The 21,450-nt window shown below is 42.0% G+C and carries 17 protein-coding genes; 14 read left to right on the top strand and 3 right to left on the bottom strand.

Annotation, left to right across the window (positions count from 1 at the left end):
- Window positions 1-166 precede the first annotated feature (166 nt).
- From HMPREF9439_RS12365 to HMPREF9439_RS12385, 5 genes are all read left to right on the top strand, one after another.
- A complete protein-coding gene (locus HMPREF9439_RS12365) occupies window positions 167-1,816 on the top strand; it encodes an ATP-dependent nuclease (protein WP_008865113.1) in 1,650 nt (549 codons plus the stop codon).
- Entirely contained in the window at window positions 1,809-3,326 is a 1,518-nt protein-coding gene (locus HMPREF9439_RS12370; protein WP_008865114.1) for an AAA family ATPase, read from the top strand. Before HMPREF9439_RS12365 ends, HMPREF9439_RS12370 begins: the two co-directional genes overlap by 8 nt.
- 371 nt (window positions 3,327-3,697) lie before the next feature.
- On the top strand, window positions 3,698-4,624 hold the full coding sequence (locus HMPREF9439_RS12375; RefSeq protein WP_040603716.1) for a retron St85 family RNA-directed DNA polymerase: 927 nt from the start codon (window positions 3,698-3,700) through the stop codon (window positions 4,622-4,624).
- A gap of 1 nt (window position 4,625) precedes the next feature.
- Complete coding sequence (locus tag HMPREF9439_RS12380) at window positions 4,626-5,996, top strand: AAA family ATPase (RefSeq protein WP_008865116.1); 1,371 nt, start codon at window positions 4,626-4,628, stop codon at window positions 5,994-5,996.
- Window position 5,997: 1 nt separating this feature from the next.
- Window positions 5,998-6,648, top strand: coding sequence for a retron system putative HNH endonuclease (locus HMPREF9439_RS12385; RefSeq protein WP_008865117.1), 651 nt, complete (start codon window positions 5,998-6,000; stop codon window positions 6,646-6,648).
- 305 nt (window positions 6,649-6,953) lie between these two features.
- Here HMPREF9439_RS12385 and HMPREF9439_RS12390 read toward each other — a convergent pair whose 3' ends face one another.
- Both HMPREF9439_RS12390 and HMPREF9439_RS12395 read right to left on the bottom strand, forming a co-directional pair.
- Window positions 6,954-8,888, bottom strand: coding sequence for a DUF4435 domain-containing protein (locus tag HMPREF9439_RS12390; RefSeq protein WP_008865118.1), 1,935 nt, complete (start codon window positions 8,886-8,888; stop codon window positions 6,954-6,956).
- A gap of 202 nt (window positions 8,889-9,090) precedes the next feature.
- Window positions 9,091-9,411 (bottom strand): hypothetical protein, encoded by a 321-nt coding sequence (locus HMPREF9439_RS12395; RefSeq protein WP_008865119.1) that lies wholly within the window; start codon window positions 9,409-9,411, stop codon window positions 9,091-9,093.
- A gap of 310 nt (window positions 9,412-9,721) precedes the next feature.
- On the opposite strand from HMPREF9439_RS12395, the gene HMPREF9439_RS13155 reads away from it, so the two are divergent.
- From HMPREF9439_RS13155 to HMPREF9439_RS12400, 3 genes are all read left to right on the top strand, one after another.
- Complete coding sequence (locus tag HMPREF9439_RS13155; protein WP_008865120.1) at window positions 9,722-9,841, top strand: twin-arginine translocation signal domain-containing protein; 120 nt, start codon at window positions 9,722-9,724, stop codon at window positions 9,839-9,841.
- Window positions 9,838-10,008, top strand: coding sequence for a hypothetical protein (locus HMPREF9439_RS13250; RefSeq protein ID WP_008865121.1), 171 nt, complete (start codon window positions 9,838-9,840; stop codon window positions 10,006-10,008). The genes HMPREF9439_RS13155 and HMPREF9439_RS13250 overlap by 4 nt, the downstream gene beginning before the upstream one ends.
- Window positions 10,009-10,211: 203 nt before the next feature.
- Window positions 10,212-11,111 carry an HNH endonuclease gene (locus HMPREF9439_RS12400; protein WP_008865122.1) on the top strand — a complete coding sequence of 300 codons (900 nt, stop codon included), beginning with the start codon at window positions 10,212-10,214 and terminating at the stop codon, window positions 11,109-11,111.
- Window positions 11,112-11,335: 224 nt separating this feature from the next.
- Here the strand turns inward: HMPREF9439_RS12400 and HMPREF9439_RS12405 are convergent, their stop codons facing one another.
- Complete coding sequence (locus HMPREF9439_RS12405; RefSeq protein ID WP_040603726.1) at window positions 11,336-12,997, bottom strand: FAD-dependent oxidoreductase; 1,662 nt, start codon at window positions 12,995-12,997, stop codon at window positions 11,336-11,338.
- 276 nt (window positions 12,998-13,273) lie between these two features.
- Here HMPREF9439_RS12405 and HMPREF9439_RS12410 point away from each other — a divergent pair, with 276 nt between their 5' ends.
- The 6 genes from HMPREF9439_RS12410 to HMPREF9439_RS12435 all read left to right on the top strand — a co-directional run bounded on the left by HMPREF9439_RS12410 (window position 13,274) and on the right by HMPREF9439_RS12435 (window position 21,181).
- Window positions 13,274-15,901 carry a molybdopterin-containing oxidoreductase family protein gene (locus HMPREF9439_RS12410; RefSeq protein ID WP_008865124.1) on the top strand — a complete coding sequence of 876 codons (2,628 nt, stop codon included), beginning with the start codon at window positions 13,274-13,276 and terminating at the stop codon, window positions 15,899-15,901.
- Between the two features lie 30 nt (window positions 15,902-15,931).
- Window positions 15,932-16,648 (top strand): 4Fe-4S dicluster domain-containing protein, encoded by a 717-nt coding sequence (locus HMPREF9439_RS12995; RefSeq protein WP_008865125.1) that lies wholly within the window; start codon window positions 15,932-15,934, stop codon window positions 16,646-16,648.
- A 35-nt stretch (window positions 16,649-16,683) separates the two neighbouring features.
- Window positions 16,684-17,268 carry a TorD/DmsD family molecular chaperone gene (locus HMPREF9439_RS12420; protein ID WP_157645901.1) on the top strand — a complete coding sequence of 195 codons (585 nt, stop codon included), beginning with the start codon at window positions 16,684-16,686 and terminating at the stop codon, window positions 17,266-17,268.
- 249 nt (window positions 17,269-17,517) lie between these two features.
- On the top strand, window positions 17,518-18,801 hold the full coding sequence (gene iscB / locus HMPREF9439_RS12425) for an RNA-guided endonuclease IscB (RefSeq protein WP_087942024.1): 1,284 nt from the start codon (window positions 17,518-17,520) through the stop codon (window positions 18,799-18,801).
- Window positions 18,802-18,806: 5 nt separating this feature from the next.
- On the top strand, window positions 18,807-20,549 hold the full coding sequence (locus HMPREF9439_RS12430; protein ID WP_008865129.1) for a sensor histidine kinase: 1,743 nt from the start codon (window positions 18,807-18,809) through the stop codon (window positions 20,547-20,549).
- Window positions 20,525-21,181, top strand: a complete 657-nt coding sequence (locus tag HMPREF9439_RS12435; RefSeq protein ID WP_008865130.1) for a response regulator transcription factor — start codon at window positions 20,525-20,527, stop codon at window positions 21,179-21,181. Before HMPREF9439_RS12430 ends, HMPREF9439_RS12435 begins: the two co-directional genes overlap by 25 nt.
- Window positions 21,182-21,450 lie beyond the last annotated feature (269 nt).

Here is a 21,450-nt window from a genome sequence, read left to right on the forward strand (position 1 = left end):
TATTAAATTGCTCCTTTCGAATCATATTTATTTCTCTAGAAACAATGGATTGATGTTTATGATGCGCTTATTTATTGACCCTTCTATTTCAATAAAGTAACCTGAGAATCTAAAAGAGACTTAAAGTTACGAACAGTAAGCCTGATATACCCGCGCTAAAACAATTATGAGCAAAATCGAAAGCATAACAATCAAAAATTTCCGTGGAATTAAATCGTTGGAAACGACCTCTCTTTCTGAAAGACTTATCATCCTTATCGGCCGGGGAGATTCTGGAAAAAGTACAATTCTTACCGCTATTAATTACGCCCTTTCACCGGCATGGAACCTTAGCTTTTCTGATTTAGATTTTTACAACCAAGATATTTGCAATCCTATTGAGATAAACGTTTCGGTTTCCGAACTTCCTAGTTCTCTGTTAAAAGACCATAAATTTGGATTACTTTCCCCCTCTCTTTCCGAGGAAGACTCGGGAGAAGATTTTGATCCGGCCAAAATGACATTGAATATCCGCCTACGTGTCGATGATAGTTTGGAGCCCAAATGGACAGTGATTAATAATTTCGGCACAGAAGTTCCAATTAGTGCAACTGATCGCGCAAAAATAGGGGCAACTCTCGTTGCTGACTACTGTGATAATCACTTTTCTTACTCTAAGCAATCCCCTCTATACAGGCTAACAAAAAACTCTTTAGAAGGAACTTCTATCGAGGAAATCCAAACGCATTTGCTAAGGGATTTGAAATCAAAGTACAGTAAGTCAGAATTAGCAGAATTGGAAAAAATTTTGGAAGACTTGCCCGAGCGGTTCAAGCCCTATGGCCTACTTTTAGATGAAATCAAGACTCTTTTTGATTTCCGAGAAAATACTCTTAATGGCAGCTCTCTTTCTCTTCATTCTCATGGTCTTCCTCTGCGATTACAAGGAAAAGGAACAAAACGTTTAATTTCAATGGGGTTGCAACAAGAGTTATCAAAAAACGGAAACATTGTCCTCATTGATGAGGTTGAACAGGGATTAGAACCCGATAGGATCGTAAATCTTATTAAATTGTACAAAAGAACGCGGAAAGGCCAGATTATATTAAGTACTCATTCCTCATATGTTTTAATAGAGGCCGAAGCAAACCAGTTATACAAGGTAGTTAAATCATCCGACGGTACAACACACCAAGTTTTGCCAGTTTCATCTGAGATGACGGCTTGCAGACGGACAACCCCCCACGCTTTCTTCGCAAAAAAAATCGTTTGCTGCGAGGGAAAGACCGAGTTTGGAGTCATGAGAAGTCTTGATGAATGGCTTCTTGAAAATAAAAACCTTTCGCTAGCTTCTCTCGGGGTTTCTTATATAGATTGCGGAGGCGGAAGCAAAATGTATAATTTTGCCTGCCGGCTCAAAGAACTAAACTATGAAACTTGTGTGTTTGCCGACAACGACAGCCTCAAAGATCTTCATGAACACCAAAAAAAAGCGGAAGACCTCAAGATTCGGTTATTTCTATGTTCTGTTGGAAATTGTATCGAAACGCAGTTTTTTGAAGATTTTGACAAAGAATACATCGAACCGTTTTTATTACTTTTATCGGACGAACCCTTAAATAGACCGGAATTTTTAGAAGATTATAAAAAACATAAAGACGACTTTAAGACCAAATTTCCGATGCCTATCCTTACAAAGAAAATCTTCAAAAACATCCCCGGGGGAGAATTCCTTGGGAAGCTCATCTTGAATCAGTACGAGAGTGTCCCTTATCCCGAGTTCTCAGTTCTGCGTAACCTTCTGACAGAAATAGAGAACTGGAGCACCAATGCTTAAAGAACATATCAAAAATTTTTTATCTGAAAAAGCAAGTGTTTTAATTGCACCTGCCGGGCACGGCAAAACCCACTTTATCACTGAATGTTTGTCTCAGGCTTCGGATGAAAAGCCATTCCTGATTCTTACCCACACTCACGCAGGAATAGATTCTCTTAAAAACAAATTTCAAACTAATAAGATCCCCGGAAATAAGTATGTACTAGAAACAATTTCCGGGTTTTCCCAAAGAATTGTAACGAACATACTTGGAGAAGCGTCACTTCCTTCAATAGATGATAAAAACCGTCATTATTTTTCAGAAACCTTAAAACTATGTTCTGATTTACTTCAAAAAAGACAAGTTAAGTTTGTCATATCACTGAGTTACAGCAGGATCTTTGTAGATGAATATCAGGATTGTACATTTTCTCAGCACTCCCTTCTCATGACTCTTCTGGGGAGCTTGCCTTTGCACCTTTTAGGCGATCCCCTTCAAGGAATCTATAACTTCGGAGATGAACCCTTGGTCGATTTTGATAAAGATTTAACAGCGTTTAGAAAATTTAATTTTCTGAATACACCCTGGAGGTGGCAATCTAATAATGAAAGGCTGGGTAGACTCATCCTCTCAATGAGAAATAAGTTAGAAGAAGGAAAACCTGTGGAACTCCTTGAACATTCGGAATTTGATTTCTATATCAGGGATTTTCCTCAACTTAAGGAAGAGTACAAACCAGAAGCTTACAAGTCTTTATTTAAAGCCATCAAATATTTTGAACAAAAGAATCAGTCAGTTTTAGTGATTTACCCGATACATAAACAAGAAAATGGTCGAATGGTCGGTTTGTTAGATGACCGATTAAAGTTAAATTCATATCTGGGTCAACAACTTAAGGTACTTGACGCCATAGATGAAAATGTCTACTACGAAGCGGCACTCTGTGCAGTCCGTGTACTTGTGGGAGGAGAAGCGTACCTTAAGCATTTTCATGATCTTTTGGTTAAATTAAAATTTAATAAAAGTGGCTTGAATAATTGGTTAGATCGATCTGGAAAGCCAAAGAACAAACGTAATCCGGATGAAAAGAAGTATTCGGAAAAACTAAAAGAACTTTTTACTAATTTAAAGACTCGAAGAAGTCCTGACAATCTATTGTCGCTTCTAACCTTTTTCGCATCTTTGCCAAAAGTTTCTAAGAAACATCCGCCTCTGTATTATTCCTTATTGAGAGCACTAGAAAACTCAACGATTTCAGGGCAAAGCATTCATGATGAAATGGTTCATGTAAAAAATTGCCAAAGAATTCGGGGGAATCGCAACTCTCGGAAATGCATAGGGACAACCTTACTTACAAAAGGACTTGAATTCGATGCTGTTATTATCTGGGGAGCTCATAGATTTATTGACAGAAAAAATTTTTACGTCGCAATATCCAGGGCGAAAAAAAGTCTCGTCATTTACACCTCTGACAAAATTTTATCGTTTGCTACGGAGGAAAACAAAGGTAGGACAGGAGACTGTAAGTAAACGCCAAATAATCTAGGAAAGAGTTAATACAGCGTTCATGAAATAACTCTTTAAACTAGCATTTAATTCGACTAACGAACGATTTGGGAACACATCCGCCATAAATAATTTTAGGGGGTGTATGTCAATTTCTTATCCATGCTCATGTTGAAGTTTTGAGTGCTTCATTTTCAGGCTTGTCACCCAAAAACTGCCTAGGGTTGTTTGCTGCATTCATGCTATTATTTGACTGCTTCTTAGCGTTTAATAGATTAAGTCGGGTGTTAAGCCAGATTGAATTTTCCTGTTGGCATTGGAGCGGCCTCTCGCCGCCTTAATGCCTGATAACAGCCAATAAAGCGGCGAGAGGCCGTCTCTAGTAAGGAGCCCAAGTGGGAATTATTTCTCGGATGGCGGTTCGGTTAAATATGTCCGAACCGCTACTTGTGAGTCATCTAAATGGAGGAGCCCGCAAGTACAAACTCTTTTTTATTCCCAAAAAAAGAGGAGGAAAACGCGCGATAGCTCAACCATCAAAAGAAATTAAATTTCTCCAAAGAGTTTTTCTTTCAGCCGTTCACTTACCCACGAGTAACTTCGTTTATTCGTACAAACAAGGCAAAAATATTTTTCAGAATGCTTCACTACATAAAGGAAATAAATATTTTTTAAAGTTGGATTTTGATAATTTCTTTAACTCAATCACCCCCAGAATTTTCTGGGAACAATGGAAATTAGCATTTCCGGAGCAAAACTATTTAAACGCTGTTGATAAAATCTGTCTCGAGCAATTACTTTTTTGGCAGCCTAGTGCCTATAAATCAGATTTAGTCCTTAGTGTCGGAGCACCCTCTTCCCCTGCAATATCTAATTTTTGTCTGCTGTCTTTTGACAATGAAATACATTCTTATTGTTATCAAAGAGGTATTACTTTTTCTCGATATGCCGACGATTTGACTTTCTCGACTAATGAGCCAAATGTTTTATATGAGGTTTTGCCTTTTGTTCAAGAGCTCCTGACTCAAAAATTTAATGGTGCAATCCGATTAAATCCTTCTAAAACGGTATTCACCTCCAAGAAGCACCTTTGCAAGGTAACGGGTCTTATCATCACCCCCGAAGGCAAAATTTCCATTGGAAGGAATAACAAACGTTATATAAAACATTTAACTTTCGAATACCTACAAGGGCGTTTAGAAGAAGAGGATGTAATGAAGTTAAAAGGTTTCTTGTCCTTTGCTAAATCCATTGAACCAAGCTTTATTCATTCTTTACAGAAAAAATATAGCCCAGTATTACTGTCAAAACTAGGAATATGATATGTCACTTTCAGAACTGAAAGCAAAAATAGAAAGATCCGACAATATTGGTTGGGAGTTAGAGATAGGGGGCCAAAAGAGTCTTGTACATGAGATCGACGAAAAAGCTTATTTCCAGTCTTTTTTCGTATCGAGATTAACCCTTTTCAATTACAAAAATTTTAGTTCTGCTAACGGAAAACCTTTTTCTATTCACTTTTCTCCTAAAAAAAATCAAAGCCCGAACGCGATTTTGGTGGGAATAAATGGGGCAGGAAAAACCAATCTTTTAACAGCGATTGCAAGAGGTTTATCTTGGTTGGATGCTGGTATTTCTGGAGAACAATCCCAAGGGAAACGCTTAACAGAAAGCGATATAAGTTACAATCAACCTAGTAGCTTCACAGAGCTCGCACTTTCTATTACTCTTCCTAATTATTCCGCTGAAACTCGGACATTGATCCTTCGAACCACGAAAAAAGGTTCCACCGAAACTGTAACAAATGAAGTAGCATCTTTTAGATCGTTAGGTAGAACCTTAAGAATACTCGCTAATGAATATGGTCACGCCCTTCCAGTCCTTCTTTATTACCCAGCAAACCGCTTTGTTTCCAAAGGGATAGATTCTGGAAATATTCGGGCAGACGAAAACAACTTTTCTACCTTTCCTTCGATTAACTGGTTAATTAAACAATTCAAGGTCATTTCCAATCCTTCTTCCGAGGGATATGCGTCATCAACACTAATTATTGAAGAGGTTAAGAAACTATTAAGCAAAATATTTGAAACGTTTAAAAATATAAGGCTCGATCAAAGCTCAGGAGAAGATGAAATTATTCTTGACTGGAGAAATGATCTTCGAACCAAATTTAAGGATCTCTCCCTAGGTCAAAAGAGCTTTATGATTTTATTTTTAGATATCCTCATGAATATCTTTCTAAAGTCAAAAGAAAATATCTCAAATCAGAGAGGAGTCTTATTAATTGATGAAATAGAGAATCACCTTCATCCCTCTTGGCAAAGAAAGATCTTCCCTACATTAAAAAAAGCTTTTCCAAACATACAGATTATTGCATCTACACATAGTCCGTTCGTTATTCAGACAGTTCCCAAATCTGAAATTTATGTTTTGGATTCGCAATATCCAACTGATGCCGGCCATCCCACATCTCAAACCGAAGGTAGTCAATTCGACTCCGTAATTGCTAATATTTTTGATTTAAATGAAAGGGGAGATCAGGAAATTGTTAATCTGCTATCTGAATGCGAAGCCCATATCAGATCAAATCAAATTGAAATAGCCAAACGAGAATTAGAAAAGCTGAAATTACACTTTGGGAAAGACGACCCATACGTTAATTTCTTGGATATATTATTAACATCAAAACAATAAAATGAGATATTTCGCAAAAACTCAGGGAGAATTGTTTGACACATTGAGAAAGCAAACAAAGAAGAAGATATTACGCTTGAGCTGGTCTGACTTTGTCACGAAACACTATAATCTATACTCTGATATTAAAAGAGACCTTCTGTCTTCGCAAGGAGAGTATTGTGCCTACTGTGAGAAGAGAATAGATATAGAAAATAGCCACATTGATCATTATTTTTCTAGGAGTTTATTCACCAACCTCACATACGACAAAAGCAATCTTTATCTATCTTGCATGAGCAATGGTCATTGCGGTATCGCGAAAGATAACTTAACAGAATGTAAAGAAATAGACATCAAAGAAACAATTAAACCGGATCAACTAATAAATGGTAAATATATAGAGAATTTTCTTTTTTACACCAGAGAGGGTGAAATAAAGGTCCTACCTCTTGATGAATTATCTCCTCGTGACTTTATAAAACTTGAAAACACAATATCAAAATTAAATCTTAACGAACCCTCTCTTGTAAATGAAAGGAAAAACCTCCTCAGTACTTTAGAAAAAATTTATAAAGCACAAGGTAGACCTTCTAATGAGATGATTCAACGTATCAAAAACAAATATGGAATACCAACCCTAATTGAACAATACCTCAAAGAAAAAATATAAATCTATTGAATTAGAAAATACTCATAATCCTAAACTAAATTATATTTTAGATTACAACATTTTTTATTTGAATAACTTACTCCGATTTACGTTTATTCATCTGTTATCAATTAAATATAGTTGCAACCACTAAATATCTTATTCCCTATTAAGAGCATTTCAACTGATCAAACCGAAAAAGATGATCAGGTAAAAATTATCCTTGTTTTAGGACCGCTCCTATCTAACATTTTCGTTGCCGCATTTTAAGTAGGTATTTATTAGGAGAATTAAGATATGGATCAAGAATAATCGAGCCCACCTCCCTACTTGGATTTTTCAAGTTCACAAAGTATTCCACCAAGGCCAATTCTTTCGATAACCTTTTCGGCGACACCTCTATCCCGCTTTAGAAAGTTAATCAACTTTGCTCTTAAATAATCGGCACTCGAACTATAAAAGAAACGCTGAACAGTAGTTATCAGACCTTTATCGAACGCTACTTCTACCGCAGTTGCATAGTCTCGTTTGTTTACTGCGTCCGAAAGTTTTAAATCAAGATCCCTTACTAATTTTGTAAGAATAAGGATACCTTTTTCAGTTCTATCATTCAGAGATTGTAAAATTTCAGAGTCTGAACAGCGTCTTTTAAACTCTGTTTTAGAAAAAATTTGTGTTGCATAGAAACATCTCGCTTGCTGAAGCATCTCTTCTTTTTTTTCTGCAATTTTATTAAGAAGTTCAGTCTGCATAGCTTCAAAATCGATATTGTCACCTTGTGCTGAAGCAAAGGGTTTCAATAATTCAGAGAGAAGGAAAACATTTTCTATTTCAGAAACACCTAAGACGTAAATGTTTTCTTTAATTAACTCTGAAACATCCTCTTCAGTCAACAAGTCCCTATCTATAATCCCCAGTGCTTGTACATTGGCCAGCCCTCCCGAATTCATAGCCCTTGTATATGCTCGTACTTTTGAGCAATTTTCCACTGGTACAACAAAAAAATCTGGAAAAAGTGCAGAATACAATTTGTAATCAAAGCTTTGCTTTTTTCCCTCACAGAAAAGAACTTTTCTTTTACTTCCCAGTAACTCCAGATAGAGGTCTTCTGGAATTGTGTCATCACTCAGAAATCTAAAATCCCAGTGATTTGGATATTCAAAAGACTTTATCCAGATTTTTTTTGCGTCTCTTGTAACAGCGAAATCTATATCGTGCGTAAAATAAAAGAATACGCAGTCTTCTCTTTTCTGTTCTAATTTGTCCCAAAGTGCGCAAACAACGGATTTATGTAAATGAGCTTCTGGTTCATCAACAATAATTAAAGAGTTTTTAGGAGCCAGCAAAACTCTCCCGATAAGGTAAAGGGTCTCTTTTTCTCCTTCACTCAGCGAATTACCATCGTATTCTATTGTGGTCTTTCTTCTGACACGAAGAGATCCTGTCTCTTTCAACTTAAGTATTAAACCGGGAAATAAAGATTCCCATATCCCTATAACTTCATTTGCTTTTGAATTAAAAAACGATGCAAATTTTCCTGGATCTTTCGGGTTCGCGTTGAATTCATCTTCCAACTTAAAGTAATTTGCTATTTTTTCAGAAAAAAGCTGTGTCAAGAGAAAAGTAAATTCGCTACCAATGGCTTCTTCGTAAGAATGATACCGAGTTGGGTTATCAATACTAAAATTTTTTTTGTAATTTGGAATGGACCTGTCAAACGTTTCATAAATTGCATCCGCAGTGGTCTTAGAAGGAATATTCTTAATATTGGGGATTAGAAGAACTCTTTGGGCCGGTATTACGATTCCAAGATTTTTATGCACAATTTGTTGCAGTTGAGTGGCGAGCGATGTTTTTCCACATCCATTGGCTCCAACAACTACCGTATTACGATCGCCGAAGTCAAGGTCTCTCATTACTTTGTAAGATTCTTCTAGCTGCAATACGCCTTTGAAACGATTTCCACATGCAGAATAAACAGAACGACTCCTAGGATAATTTAAGAAGTAGAGGACAGTATTCAGATCTAAGTTCTTTAGAACCGCGACTACAAATTTTTGAAAAGAAATATTCTTCTCAAATAATTTACTATCAACCAGTATTTCTTCTAGCCAACTCTTTGTTTTTTTGATATCCCCAACTGTTCCATTTTGCCAATTCTTTTCTTCGGGAGAGAGGTTGCCAGATTTTTCATCAGCAGCTTCTAAAAGAATAGACAGTTGAGACAGAGCTTGGTTTAGTGCTTTTTTGAGGTCGGACATTTTTTCTGAATAGTGTTTTTCTAAAAACTGGATTTAAAGTTTAGCCTACTCGCGGGTCTCTAGTAATATTAGATTTCATTAAGATTCGCTAATTAATTAGATCCTTAACAAAATATTACTCGTCTAACTCATTCTTTCACATCATTCTTCAGCCTCCAAAGAGGCTAAAGAATATTAAGGTTTATAACGTTCGATTACCGACTTATTTATTATCCGTAATATATTTCACCACTAAAAACCAGTGCATCAGTAAGCCACCTTCTCTTTTTAAACCACAGGCGACCTCATCTATTGCGTAGGGGGATTTTAGGGGCTTTCCGCCCCAATCAAGTGCTTGATGCTCTCCATTGGCCTTCAGACCGCCTATTGTTTTTGATACTCCTGCACAAAAAATGAATGGCATAAAAACGTGTCCCTCTAGAGCTTTTAAGGACTTAGGATTTCTTCCCAAGTCTTCGTTTTTTCCGGCTGAGCCCATTTCATTGAAACTTTGCAATGTTTCTGCCAGTTTCTGAGAATTCATTCTTCCTTTATTGATTAAAAAGTTCGAGTACTCTTCTCGACTAACTCCTCAATCGAATCTTCTTTTAGCATTCTCCAGCCCTTCTTTAAGGCACCCGCTTTAACCGTGGCGCAATAGTTTACGAAACCAAAGCTAACGAACGAATAAACTCAGATGAGTCGTTGAAAGATGGTTAAGGAAAAACAAGGACCATTAGGGAGAAGATCGTTATTCCAAAATTGAATAAATGCACTAATAGACAGTTTCCAAGTTCAACCCAAGAAATCAAAATGATTGCATCACCCCTTTTCTCGAATACTAAGGAGAGCACATGACAGCCAAAAGGATTACACGTCGGACTTTCTTAGGTACGACAGCCGTGGGCACCGCTTCAACTTCATTTAGTTTGAATACTTGGGCTCAAGCCATTAACAACCAAAAATCACCTTGATTACCGGAACGATTCCGGCTCTGGAAGACGACGTTAAAGTTGTTAATACTTGCCATGAGATCCATTGCCACGGACAATGCATGCTCAAAGCTCACGACAAAGACGGAAAATTGCTTGCCTTAACCAGTACCGGCGACATCCCTTCTAAAGACTGCCAACAAATATGACAAAAAGATATTAGTGAACTACTCTATGTTAGGTTTCGTCTGCTTCCTTTTCAAAATGGAGTTATCCTATGAAGGTTGACTAACCTTTAGTCAGACCTTAATAAGTTTCCTAAGCTCTGGACTACAAAGCTACAAAAAATATTCGTAACCCTTCCGAAGGGAAAACAATAACTTTTCTAATTAGTTAAGCGAATAAAACTGCGATGACCGAACAGTTAGCGAAATGCATTCTTTGCAACAAAATCTCTCCACTTACTGTGGAGCATATAATCCCCGATGCCCTAGATGGCAAACTCATTTTTAATTGCTTGTGTAAAGACTGCAACTCTAAATTAGGAGAAAAAGTCGACACTCAACTAACTAACTACGGACCCATCAAAATAATTAGGGCAACCCACGGTATAACCGGAAAAACGGGAAAAATTCCACTGCTTCTTCCTACCATTATGTATGACCAGAATGGTAGAAAGTTCAGACTGTTTCAAGATGAGGGTAAGTTAGTTGCTCGAAGTCTCCCTTCTCCTATAGTTCAAAGTGAAGAAGAGGGAAAAATTACTCTGCGATGGAGTTGCGATTCTTCGGATAAAGAAACTATTAAAAAAAGGTTAGATAAGGCAACAAAAAAATATGGTCCCAAAATTACAAATACCGATTTAGTCGAAAGGACATTCGATAATCTGTTATTGGAGGGGAGTATAACTCTCGATACTAAATTTCCGGTTCTACCATTCTTAAAAATTGCCTATGAATTCCTCTTCTTATCCTTTCCTGATTGTGAAAATTGGCTGAATACCCAAGAAATGCGCCAAGCCTTACTGGCCAATGATGAATCTCTTGCAAGAAAATTTGTGTTGCTTTGTGGGTTCGAAAAGGCACCCTACTTTTGTCATTTCTTAAGCTTTTCCCAAGGGATTCCGCCCAAGTTGTCTGAAAAACGATCCCCTACTAGTCTGTTTTGCAATGTAACCCTTTTTGGACAAATATCTTGTCTAGTCTTTCTCGGAGATCCCGGACGCTTCCTGGAAAATTTGGAGAACCACGCCTATCTGCAACTTCTGGATCCGCAGCTATCTACTAATCTAGGCCTTCCTCGTTCACGATAAAGAAAATTCCTTACTTCCGAAACGTTTTTTTAGGCTTGAAGCGCCACATTAGTAGCCGGAGCTGTAGTCTGTATTATTAGGCTGATTTTCTTTACTCGAATGAATGTTGGGCTTATAAATTGAACTAAATCATATCCAAACGCCCTGTAAATCAGGGCGTTTGGAACTTGAAAAGGAGTTGAATTGAATAAATGCGTTAAATCTTCTTCTCAACAAACAATGGCTTATTTACTAGACGCTGCCGCTTTTCCTGTCACCTGACCAAAAACCAGCGCATCAGTAAGCATCGCTCCGCCTCTATTTAAACCACAGGCGATTTCTCCAGCTGCGTACAGACCTTTAATCGGCTTGCCGTCCCAGTCAAGAACTTGGTGTTCTGCATTCGTCTTCAGGCCGCCTTTGGTATTTGATCCGCCGGCAAACAACGGAATAGCATAAAAGACAGTTCCCTCAAGAGGTTTTAAAGACTTAGGATTTCGTCCGAAGTCTTCGTCTTTCCCTGCCGTGCTCATTTCATTGAAACGCTTCAATGTTTCTGCCAGTTTCTGGGGATTCATTCTTCCTTTATTGACAGAAGTTTCGGCAATCTTCTTAGCTAGCTCTTCAATCGAATCTGCTTTTAGGATCCAACCCTTCTTTAAGGCATCAGAATTATCTGAAGCCCCGTAGTCAACGAAACCGTAGCCAACTGTCGAACGAGTGAGATTTGCTAATGGGCGAGATTTGAATATTTTCTCTTCAAAAATCTGCCACGCCGGCATATTGTCATATGTCATGGTATCAAGATTCTGTTCGGCGGCTTTTTCATAGACGCTATTGTTGGTAATTCCTCCCATGATCTTGTTCTCAGCGATGAAACGATCTCCCAGAGCATTAACAACGAAAGAACCAGGAGCTCCGACTCCGACAGTTGTGACACCTAAGCGCATTCCGTTGTGGTAAACAGGAGGAGCCCAGATCATTCGTGCAGCACAAGTTGAGACTTTAGATAAAGCAGCTCCGGCCTTTATGCCCATACGAATACCTTCTCCTTCGTTGTAAGGAGTTCCGTAGAACGCAAAGCCTCCGACAGAAGGTCCGGGCAAAAATGCTTTGCGCATTTCAGCGTTGTACTCATAACCTCCGGACGCAAGAATCACACCCTTCTTAGCTTGAATATGAATGTCTTTACCGTCTTTCTTTGCAACTACACCTACTACATGGCCGTCTTTATTGAGGATTAACGAAACTGCCGGAGCGTTATCGATGACTCTAATCAGGCTGCTTCTATCTTGAATGCCTTTTTCTAATGCGCGCCAAAGAGCCTCCCCTTCTGTCGCTTCACTCTTGGGACCGTTATAGCTGGAAGTTTTGCCCATCCTGGCGGGAAACATTAAGTGATAGGAAGCATAGGAGCTGGTTTTAGCTCCGGGAAAGTTAACATACTGAGCCGGTCCGCTAAATTTTTGGCCTTTAAGTTCAGGGTCAAGAGATTTAAGCCAGTCCATCAAGTTCGGCGTGTATTCGACCCAATATTCAGCCATTCCGTTCGAGATGTCATCTTCTTCTCCGACGGATGGTTTGTCAGCGTATTTAGCAGAGAATAAAGCTCTGAAGTATTTGCGCAGTTCTTCTTTATTTCCGTCTTTATCCGGACAATGTACCCAACCGCCTGACATTCGAGTGTTGGAGCGCAAAGTGGCTAAAGGTTGTTTTTCAAGAATGATTACAGAAGCCTTATGATCCGCGGCAGTTATCGCAGCAGCGGCGCCGGCACCGCCTAATCCGACAACCACTACATCGGCAGATTCATCAAACTTGTTTTCCGGTTCGGCGGCAAATGTCGGCAGACTGCATACCATTGCTGTTGAACCGACAAGAAAACTTCTTCTAGATATCGAGGTCATTTTGTTCTCCTTGGTTAGAACAAATAAATTATCTGAAGCAAGCAAACTAGTGTCAACGCCTTGAGACACTTGTTTTGCATTTTTGCCGGTGAAACAAAAATAGAGGCAAATCACAGTTCGAGATCTCCAACTTACTGACGCACAGCGTTATCGGAGAATTAAAGGGAGATTCGCTATTCCAAAACTGAATAACTGCACTAATAGACAGTTCCCGCTCCTGCTCTAAAAATTCAAAATAGCTGCATCACCTCTTTTCTCGAATACTAAGGAGAGCACATGACAGCCAAAAGGATTACACGTCGGACTTTCTTAGGTACGACAGCCGTGGGCGCTGCCACATCTTCATTGAGTCTGAATACTTGGGCTCAAGCCATTAACAATCAAAAATCCCCTTTGATTAACGGTTCGATTCCTGCCCTGGAAGACGACGTAAAAGTTGTTAATACTTATCATGAAATCCATTGTCACGGACAATGCATGCTCAAAGCTCACGTCAAAGACGGAAAGCTCCTTGCCTTAACCAGTGCCGGCGACATTCCTTCCAAAGACTGTCTTCCTTCCGATGAATCTATCGGAAAGATACAGCGCCGAGCCTGTATGAAAGGTTATGCAGAAAGAAAACGTTTATACGCTCCCGACCGTCTTAAATATCCTCTGATTCAAACGATTGAAAGAGGAAATACAGCCGGCTTTAAACGTGTTTCCTGGGACGAAGCATTAGACAGAGCTTGTGAGGCAATCCGCAAAATGCAGGATCGCCAAAAAGAACTCGGCTACCTGCCGATTTGGAACAATGGCTGCGCTCCGTTAAATATGCTGGGGCCATGCCTTTCTGCTTACGGTCACCATTCGGCCGGCAATCAAAACGACTGCCTTTATAACGCCTTAGGAAAAGGCGTTAAAGGTCATCCGGCTATCGATATGCTGAATTCCAAACTGATCATTGTTTGGTCAGCCGACCCACAAACCACTTCTCCTCACTTACCTTTCATCATGACGAAGGCACGAGAGAAAGGTATTCCGATTGTCGTGATTGATACGAGATACACCGGAACGGTAGGAGCAATGGCAACCGGCATTCCGGGTGTACCTGCTTGGATAGCTCCGAGACCCGGAACTGATTCCGCAATCCTTGCTGCCATGGCCAACACGATCTATCGCAGAAATCTGCATAATCCCGCTTATATCAAGGAATACACCTTCGGATTCTTCCCCGGAGACTCTGTCATCAGCAATTCTCCGGCTAAGAGCCCTATTGACGGTCATCCATGGAAAGGTCAAAGCTTCACTGTCCCGCAGGGACAAAGTTTTGTTGAATATTTAGATGAATTGAATACAGCACATGGCGGCGAAGAAGGCGTTTTGAAATGGGCTGAACTTCTTTCCGGCGTTCCTGCTAAGACGATTAAGAATCTGGCGATTGCTTACGGTAAAACCAAACCTGCCTGTATCTATTCTGCCTGGACAGCCGGCGGGGCACAAAGAACCGGAAACGGCATGTACTACACCTGGCTCATGCTGGCTCTGGCTGCAATGACAGGAAATGCCACTGTTCGAGGCGGCGGTATCGGTTCTTTGTCTCCGAATGAAGGTATGTCCGTGAAACTCGGCAAAGCTCCGGGCATGGCACACGGCAAGACCTTCAAACCGCTTTTGTTCTCTACACACGTCTCGAGCCAAGTCATTATGACGGGGCGCGACACGCGCACACCGGAACAATTAAGAGAAGATATTAAGCTTCTGAACGGCATCGATTTAGGCGAAGATCCGAGGCTCCATCTTGAAATGTTTATTAAGGGAGCCGGAAGCGGAGACGTTTTCAATCAGCGTGCGGCCATCAATCCGAAATTAGAAGCCTGGAATAAATTAACTTCCGTTATTACCTATGACCGCTTCATGAGCACGACGGCCAGGTACTCGGATATTATTTTCCCGGTTGTCACTCACTTCGAAGAAAGTTTCATCACCGGTTCCAGAGTCAAAACAGATACGAATTTCGTGAATCAGATTCTTGATCCGATGTATGAATGCAAAACCGACTGGCAGATTAACGAATTGATTGCTCAGCGTCTCGGCATTAACTGGGGTCGTGACGGTAAGTCCGACGTCGATGTCATGAAGATTCAGTGGGCAGGCGCCAAGGTTCCGGAAAAATACAAGGAACTCAATCCTGAATTCAAGCTTCCGACCTTTGAAGAAATGCAGAAGGAAGGCAACGTTCAGCTCTTTGTTAAACCGGAAACTTCTGTCATCGACGCGGCCAGATTTGCTCCGGGAGAATTCCCGACCGATACCGGCAAGATTAACTTCTACTCTCCTTTCCTTGCGGAAAGAGGACGATTAAAACAGAAAGCAGCTCGTGCTCAGTATGTCAGACCGCCCGAGGGAATTGAGGATTTGCTTGAAGGTAAAAAAGGTGCGAAAGGAATTGCATACAGTCTTCAGTTCACAACTCCTCATATGCCCAACAGAAGTCACTCCTCTTTTGATAACACGACTTCTTTGATGGACGCCTTCCCGCATTGCGTCTTCATCAACCCTGAAGATGCACAAAAACGAGGCATTTCCGACGGAGACGAAGTGTATGTGCATAACGATGCAGGCTGCATGAAAATTCCGGCACAAATTACTCTGCGTCAATTGCCGGGTGTGGTTTCTATCGGTGAAGGCGCTTGGTATCAGCCCAGCCCGACGGAGAAATACGAAGCATGGTTTGATTTAGACGGCGATGGAAAACCTGAGAAGCACATTGTCGCAGTGGATGTCGGCGGAGCCGTCAACACACTAACGACAGACCGTGATATCGGAGCAGCAGATCCAGTGCTTCACCTGCAGACCAACAAGTCAGGCGGATTTGCAGCGGGCGGAAATCTTTGCGAAGTCAGCAAACAAAAACCAGCCTAAGTTCATCGACAAGGATATAAGGAATAAACCATGACTCAATATGCATTTTTCTTCAATCAGAAACGCTGCTTAGGCTGCAAAACTTGTGTCATCGCCTGTAAAGAATGGAATGAGAGCAAAAGAGGAGACGCCAATCTCAACAGAGCATTAACAGAGGCTACGGCCGGGACCTTTGATACACCCGCCTCTTGGGGCGCGGGCGCAAGAGCGGATACGCTTAACGGCGCACACTCAAAAGATATTCTTCGCAGATTTGATGCGAAAGAAAACTGGAGACGCGTGACGTTTTTTGAATTCGGCACAAAAGCTCCGAACATTGCCATTGTTCCGTTATCGATCGGCTGCAATCATTGTTCTGAACCGGCGTGTATTCCGGTTTGTCCTGTTAAGGCCATTTCTAAGGAAGCTAAATACGGCGCAGTCCGAGTGGATTCTTCCAAGTGCATCAGCTGCGGAGCCTGCCGAGCTGCCTGTCCGTGGGACGCACCTCAGTACTACAAAGATTTGCAGGCTGAGGGGCCCAGACCTCCCATGACCAAATGCGATCTTTGTTATGACAGATTAGAAAAAGGACTTAAACCTGCTTGTGTGGCATCTTGCCCCGGACGAGCATTAGAGCTTCTTCCCGTAGAAGAAATTCTGAAGCTTCATCCGAATGCAACACGCACTGCTCTCGGATTTAAGCAAGAGGATGTCAACCGTACGAAACCGAACATTTACTTTGAGTCCCGAGAACTCTTCTTCTAATTAATATGGTGAGCATCAAACAAAGCGAGGTTGAATTGAATCATTCTTCCGAACAATGTTCAGAGCTCTTCTTCAAAACACTGGGGCTTCTCTTTTTAAACGGCCCCAGTGAAGAGAATGTTCAGCTCTTAACTTTAGGATTAGAGAATTGCCGACAATGCGGGTTGATTTCTCAAGCCGAGTATGAGGAGCTTTCTGAGCAGCTCGACTTGCAGGCACTCGGACGAGATTACGGCTCTCTCTTTTGTCTCGGGGGTTCGAGTCTTTCTCTTTACGAGAGCGTCTGGTTAACGGGTCTCGCAATGCAGGAACCGAGAGACGAATTAAGGAAAATCTTAAGGGCTTGCGGTTTGAAGCCTAATACGGATTCCAATGAACCGGAAGACCATCTCGGCTTTATCTATTACTGCATCGGGATGCTTCTCGAAAGACGGCGGACTGAAGATAGAGATTTAAAAGAGTCAGAGGATATCGGTCTTCTTCGAGAAGCGGTTTCGCATTTAGAATGGACTCGACTTCTTGCCGATGCGATTTCGGACCGGCATGCGGGTAATTTCTATTCGAATATTGTTTCTGTAGCGAATAGACTTGCTAATGAAACGATAAATAAAAACGATTAGGAGCAGTTGTCAACTACCTCGGCCTAAAGGCCGAGGCTTGAAAAAGTCTCTAGTTGACTAGCCTCAGTCCGTCGTTTTGAGGACTACGTTGGTTGGGAATGCACAGGCACCGCGGGATGCAGATCCTAGTCCCGCGCTCTGCGGCCGATGGTTAAAAGCTCTGAGAGGTAGGAGCGGTGCTGTCGGCTTGAAACCCCTTCCAACATTGGCGAAGGATCACAACCGGTCGAAAGACCGAGGAGAGAAAACTTGAGAGTATTTCTACTAAACAAACGTGGAAAGCCGCTGATGCCCTGTTCACCGGCAAAAGCGCGCCTTCTGCTTAAAGAGAAGAAAGCTATTGTTGTAAGGCGCACGCCTTTCACCATACAGCTGACGATTGCAACGGGCGAGTCCAAACAGCCGGTGAGTCTGGGTGTTGATGCCGGATACAAACATGTCGGCCTTTCCGCATCAACGGAAAAGGCTGAGCTTTATGCATCAGAAGTCGAACTCCGTCCGGACGTCTCTGATCTGCTCTCTGCTCGTCGTACGTTACGGCAGTCCCGCCGTAACCGCAAAACGCGCTATCGCGCACCGAGGTTCGACAACCGCATCCGCACCAAGCGCAAAGGCTGGCTTGCTCCGTCGGTTGAAAATCGAATCAACGCGCACTTGTCGCGCATAGGAGCGATTCTTCGACTGTTGCCGGTCACGAAGATCACCGTGGAAACGGCGTCCTTCGACACGCAGCTGCTGAAGAATCCCGACATTTCGGGAAAAGAGTACCAAGAGGGAGAACAGCTTGGTTTCTGGAATGTTCGAGAGTATGTTCTTTTCAGAGACGGGCACGCTTGTCAGCATTGTCACGGCAGATCGAAAGATCCGGTGTTCAATGTTCATCACTTGGAAAGCAGACGCACTGGCGGAGACTCGCCCGGCAACCTGCTCACGCTTTGTGAGACGTGCCATAAAGCACTTCATCGCAGAGAAATCAAGCTGAAGACCAAGCGCGGGCAGTCGTTCCGTGCGGAAGCCTTCATGGGAATTATGCGCTGGGAGGTACTGAACCGCCTAAAGGCGTCGCATCCTGAGCTGGAGGTGCACAACACCTACGGCTACCGAACCAAGCACACACGAATCGTGAACGGCATCGACAAGTCGCATTGTGCGGATGCTTTCTGCATCGCCGGCAACCTCGGCGCCGAAAGGCTCTGCGAATTCTTCTTCCAGAAGCAGACGCGCCGGAACAACCGGCAGATTCACAAGCTTTCCATCCTCAAACACGGGCTTCGAAAGCGCAATCAGGCGCCTTTTGAGGTCAAAGGCTTCCGTCTTTTTGACAAAGTTGTTTGCCAGGGAGAAGAAGGCTTTATTTTCGGCCGTCGATCCTCCGGGTCTTTTGATGTACGAAAGCTCGACGGCACCCGCATTTCAGCGGGCATAAGCTGCAAAAAGCTGCGTCTGCTGGAGAAGAGACGGACCTATTTAAAAGAAATTCGAAAGGAGGAGGCGCTTCCTCCCCTGCCTGAAGGAAGGAGTCTCCGCGCCTAAATTTGATGAATATCAAGCTTTTGTTCATTCCGCTGCTCCTTTTTTCTTCTCAGCTGTATGCGGAGACCATTCATCTCGGCATTCTCAACACTTCCGGCAATGAAGCCGAAAACGTTCTTTATGCCGAGACAGCCTCTGTTCTCAAGGACAAATTAAAACCGAGGAATGTGGAGGTTTCGACTTACGATCTTCCGGGGTTAGAGAAAGCCATTGCTACAGGAAAATTAGATTTCTTTATCTCCAATCCGGGATTCTATGTTTCGAGCAGACAGAAGCTCGATACCACTGCCCTTGCCTCTCAAAGCAATCAATTTTTTAGGCGCCCAGACAGAGCATTAGGTTCTGTTTTTGTTGTTCCTCAGCAGAACGGCAATAATTTTTCTCTTCGAGATTTAAAGGGAAAAAGCGTCTGCGCCGTCGCGCCGAATGCTTACGGCGGTTTATACATTGCTTTAGGTGAGCTCAATCGCAGAGGCTTTGATCCGGATAAATTTTTTAGTTCTATTCACTATTCCGGCTATCCCATGCCAAAAGTTCTTGAGGACCTGAAAGCCGGCAAATGTGAGGCTGCGATCGTACGAACATGCCTTCTCGAGGAACTCTCGTCTTCCGGACAGATTAAAGGCAATGAATTCAGAGTGATCGAACCACGTGAGACAAGTTCAAAGGAACATTGCGTTCGCTCTACAGGTCTTTATCCCGGATGGGTTTTTGCTGCAACTAAGAATACTTCAGAAACATTAAGGAAAGAAACTACGAAAGTTTTGTTTTCCCTTCCTGCCGTTCAAGGCAATGAATGGAGTGTTCCGCGGAACTTTGCCGAACTAGACAATCTGTATAAAAACTTAAAGGTTGGACATTACGAATACCTGAGAAACTGGGACTGGAAGGAATTCATTCGGAACTACTGGAGTTTTATTCTCATTGTTTTTATCGTGATGATTGCTGTTTTCCTTCACAACCTCATCTTGAAACGACAGGTAGAAAGAAGGACCGAACGTCTTAGGCAGACGATGAAAGAAAAGCTTGCCGAGCATCAAGCGGCCGTCAGTGCGAATCGTCACTTACATGACATGGAAAAAATCAATCTTGTCGGTATGCTTTCCAGCATGATCGCGCATGAGCTCAGACAACCGCTCACAGTTATCCGGAACTATTCAGAAGGGCTCAGAGATATCCTCCATTCTCCGGATTACGATGAGAAAGTTTTAGAGGAAGCGCTCAAGGTCATTGATGAACAGTCCATCCGAGCATCTTCGATCATTGAGCATATGCGCGGACTGATTAAGGGAAAAGAATCGAAGGTCCGGGAAGTCAATTTAAATTCGTTGGTTCCGTCCATCATCGAAACGTATAGAGAATTAGGCGGAAAATACGAAGTCAATATCGTTACGTTGAACAACGCCTCGGTTTCAGTCCGGATTGATCCCACTCAGTTTGAAATTGTCCTTCTCAACTTGCTCAATAACGCTTCCGAAGCGATAACTCAGCAGGAAACGAAACCAGTCATCTCCGTCGGAATCTCCTGCGAAAACGGTGAAGCCGCCGTTACTGTCGCCAATGAAGGATTTTTAGAGCATAAAGAATCCTTTAATAACCTGTTTGCCGTGAAGAACTCAACGAAAGCCAACGGTCTCGGACTGGGATTGGCTATTGCGGCAAGAGTCGTTGAACGCTGGGGCGGCCAGCTCAGCATTCGTCAGCAAAATAAAGAGGTCATCGCATGTATCCTTCTTCCAAGCCTATAGACCCATCAGTTCTCCGCTTAGTTCAGGAAAAGTCTTTAGTCAGAATTGTGGACGACGATGAGACTGTCGCGAAATCCTACGAATTTATGCTTCGTTGTTCCGGCTGGAACTGCAGGATCTTTAATAGTGCGGAAGATTACCTTGCTTCTGAAAACGTTCAAATCGGTTGTCTGATTCTTGATGTTCGGATGCCGGGACTTTCAGGTCTGCAGCTTCAGCAAAAGTTAGAGATTCTTGAACGAGAGATTCCTATCATCTTCGTCACTGGGCACGGAGATGTTGATATGGCCGTGCTTGCATTGAAACACGGTGCCCAGGATTTTATGCTGAAACCGGTTGATCCCCAGAGGTTGAAGGGGGCTGTTTTTCAGGCGTGTCAAAGTGACCTGCTCCACTTCTTGAGAAGTCAAAAGGAAGAAGCTGAAAGAGAAGCGACGAGCTCTCTTTCGCAAAGAGAGCGAGAGGTTGCTCAGCTCCTTGCACAAGGTTTACTTTATAAACAAATCGCTGAACGTCTCGGTTGTTCGGAAAGGACAGTGAAATTTCACAAGGCCCGGATTGCTGAAAAATTAGGAGTTAAAACTTCAGCTGAGATTGCTTTAAGACTCTCCAGTACTGCTAAAAATAAATGAGATATATGAGCATTAAGAAACTGGAGATGTACAAAAACTGTTTTGTACAAAATCAGCCACCCTGAATTTGGTTTTTCGATTAAGAATTGTGTCCCTATAGGAATATCGGAGGGACTCTTGACCATCCTGATTTATGCAGTGACTTTTGTCAGGTTGTCGAAGTACCGTACTCAGATGGATCAAACTTATTAGAAGCAGAATAATTTCATTTTTTTTTGGCGTCTTTTTCCGCTACTCTATTAGTCAGATTAGCGGGCCTGTTAGCTTCT

The sequence above is a fragment of the Parasutterella excrementihominis YIT 11859 genome (assembly GCF_000205025.1).
GTDB classification, from domain to species: domain Bacteria; phylum Pseudomonadota; class Gammaproteobacteria; order Burkholderiales; family Burkholderiaceae_F; genus Parasutterella; species Parasutterella excrementihominis.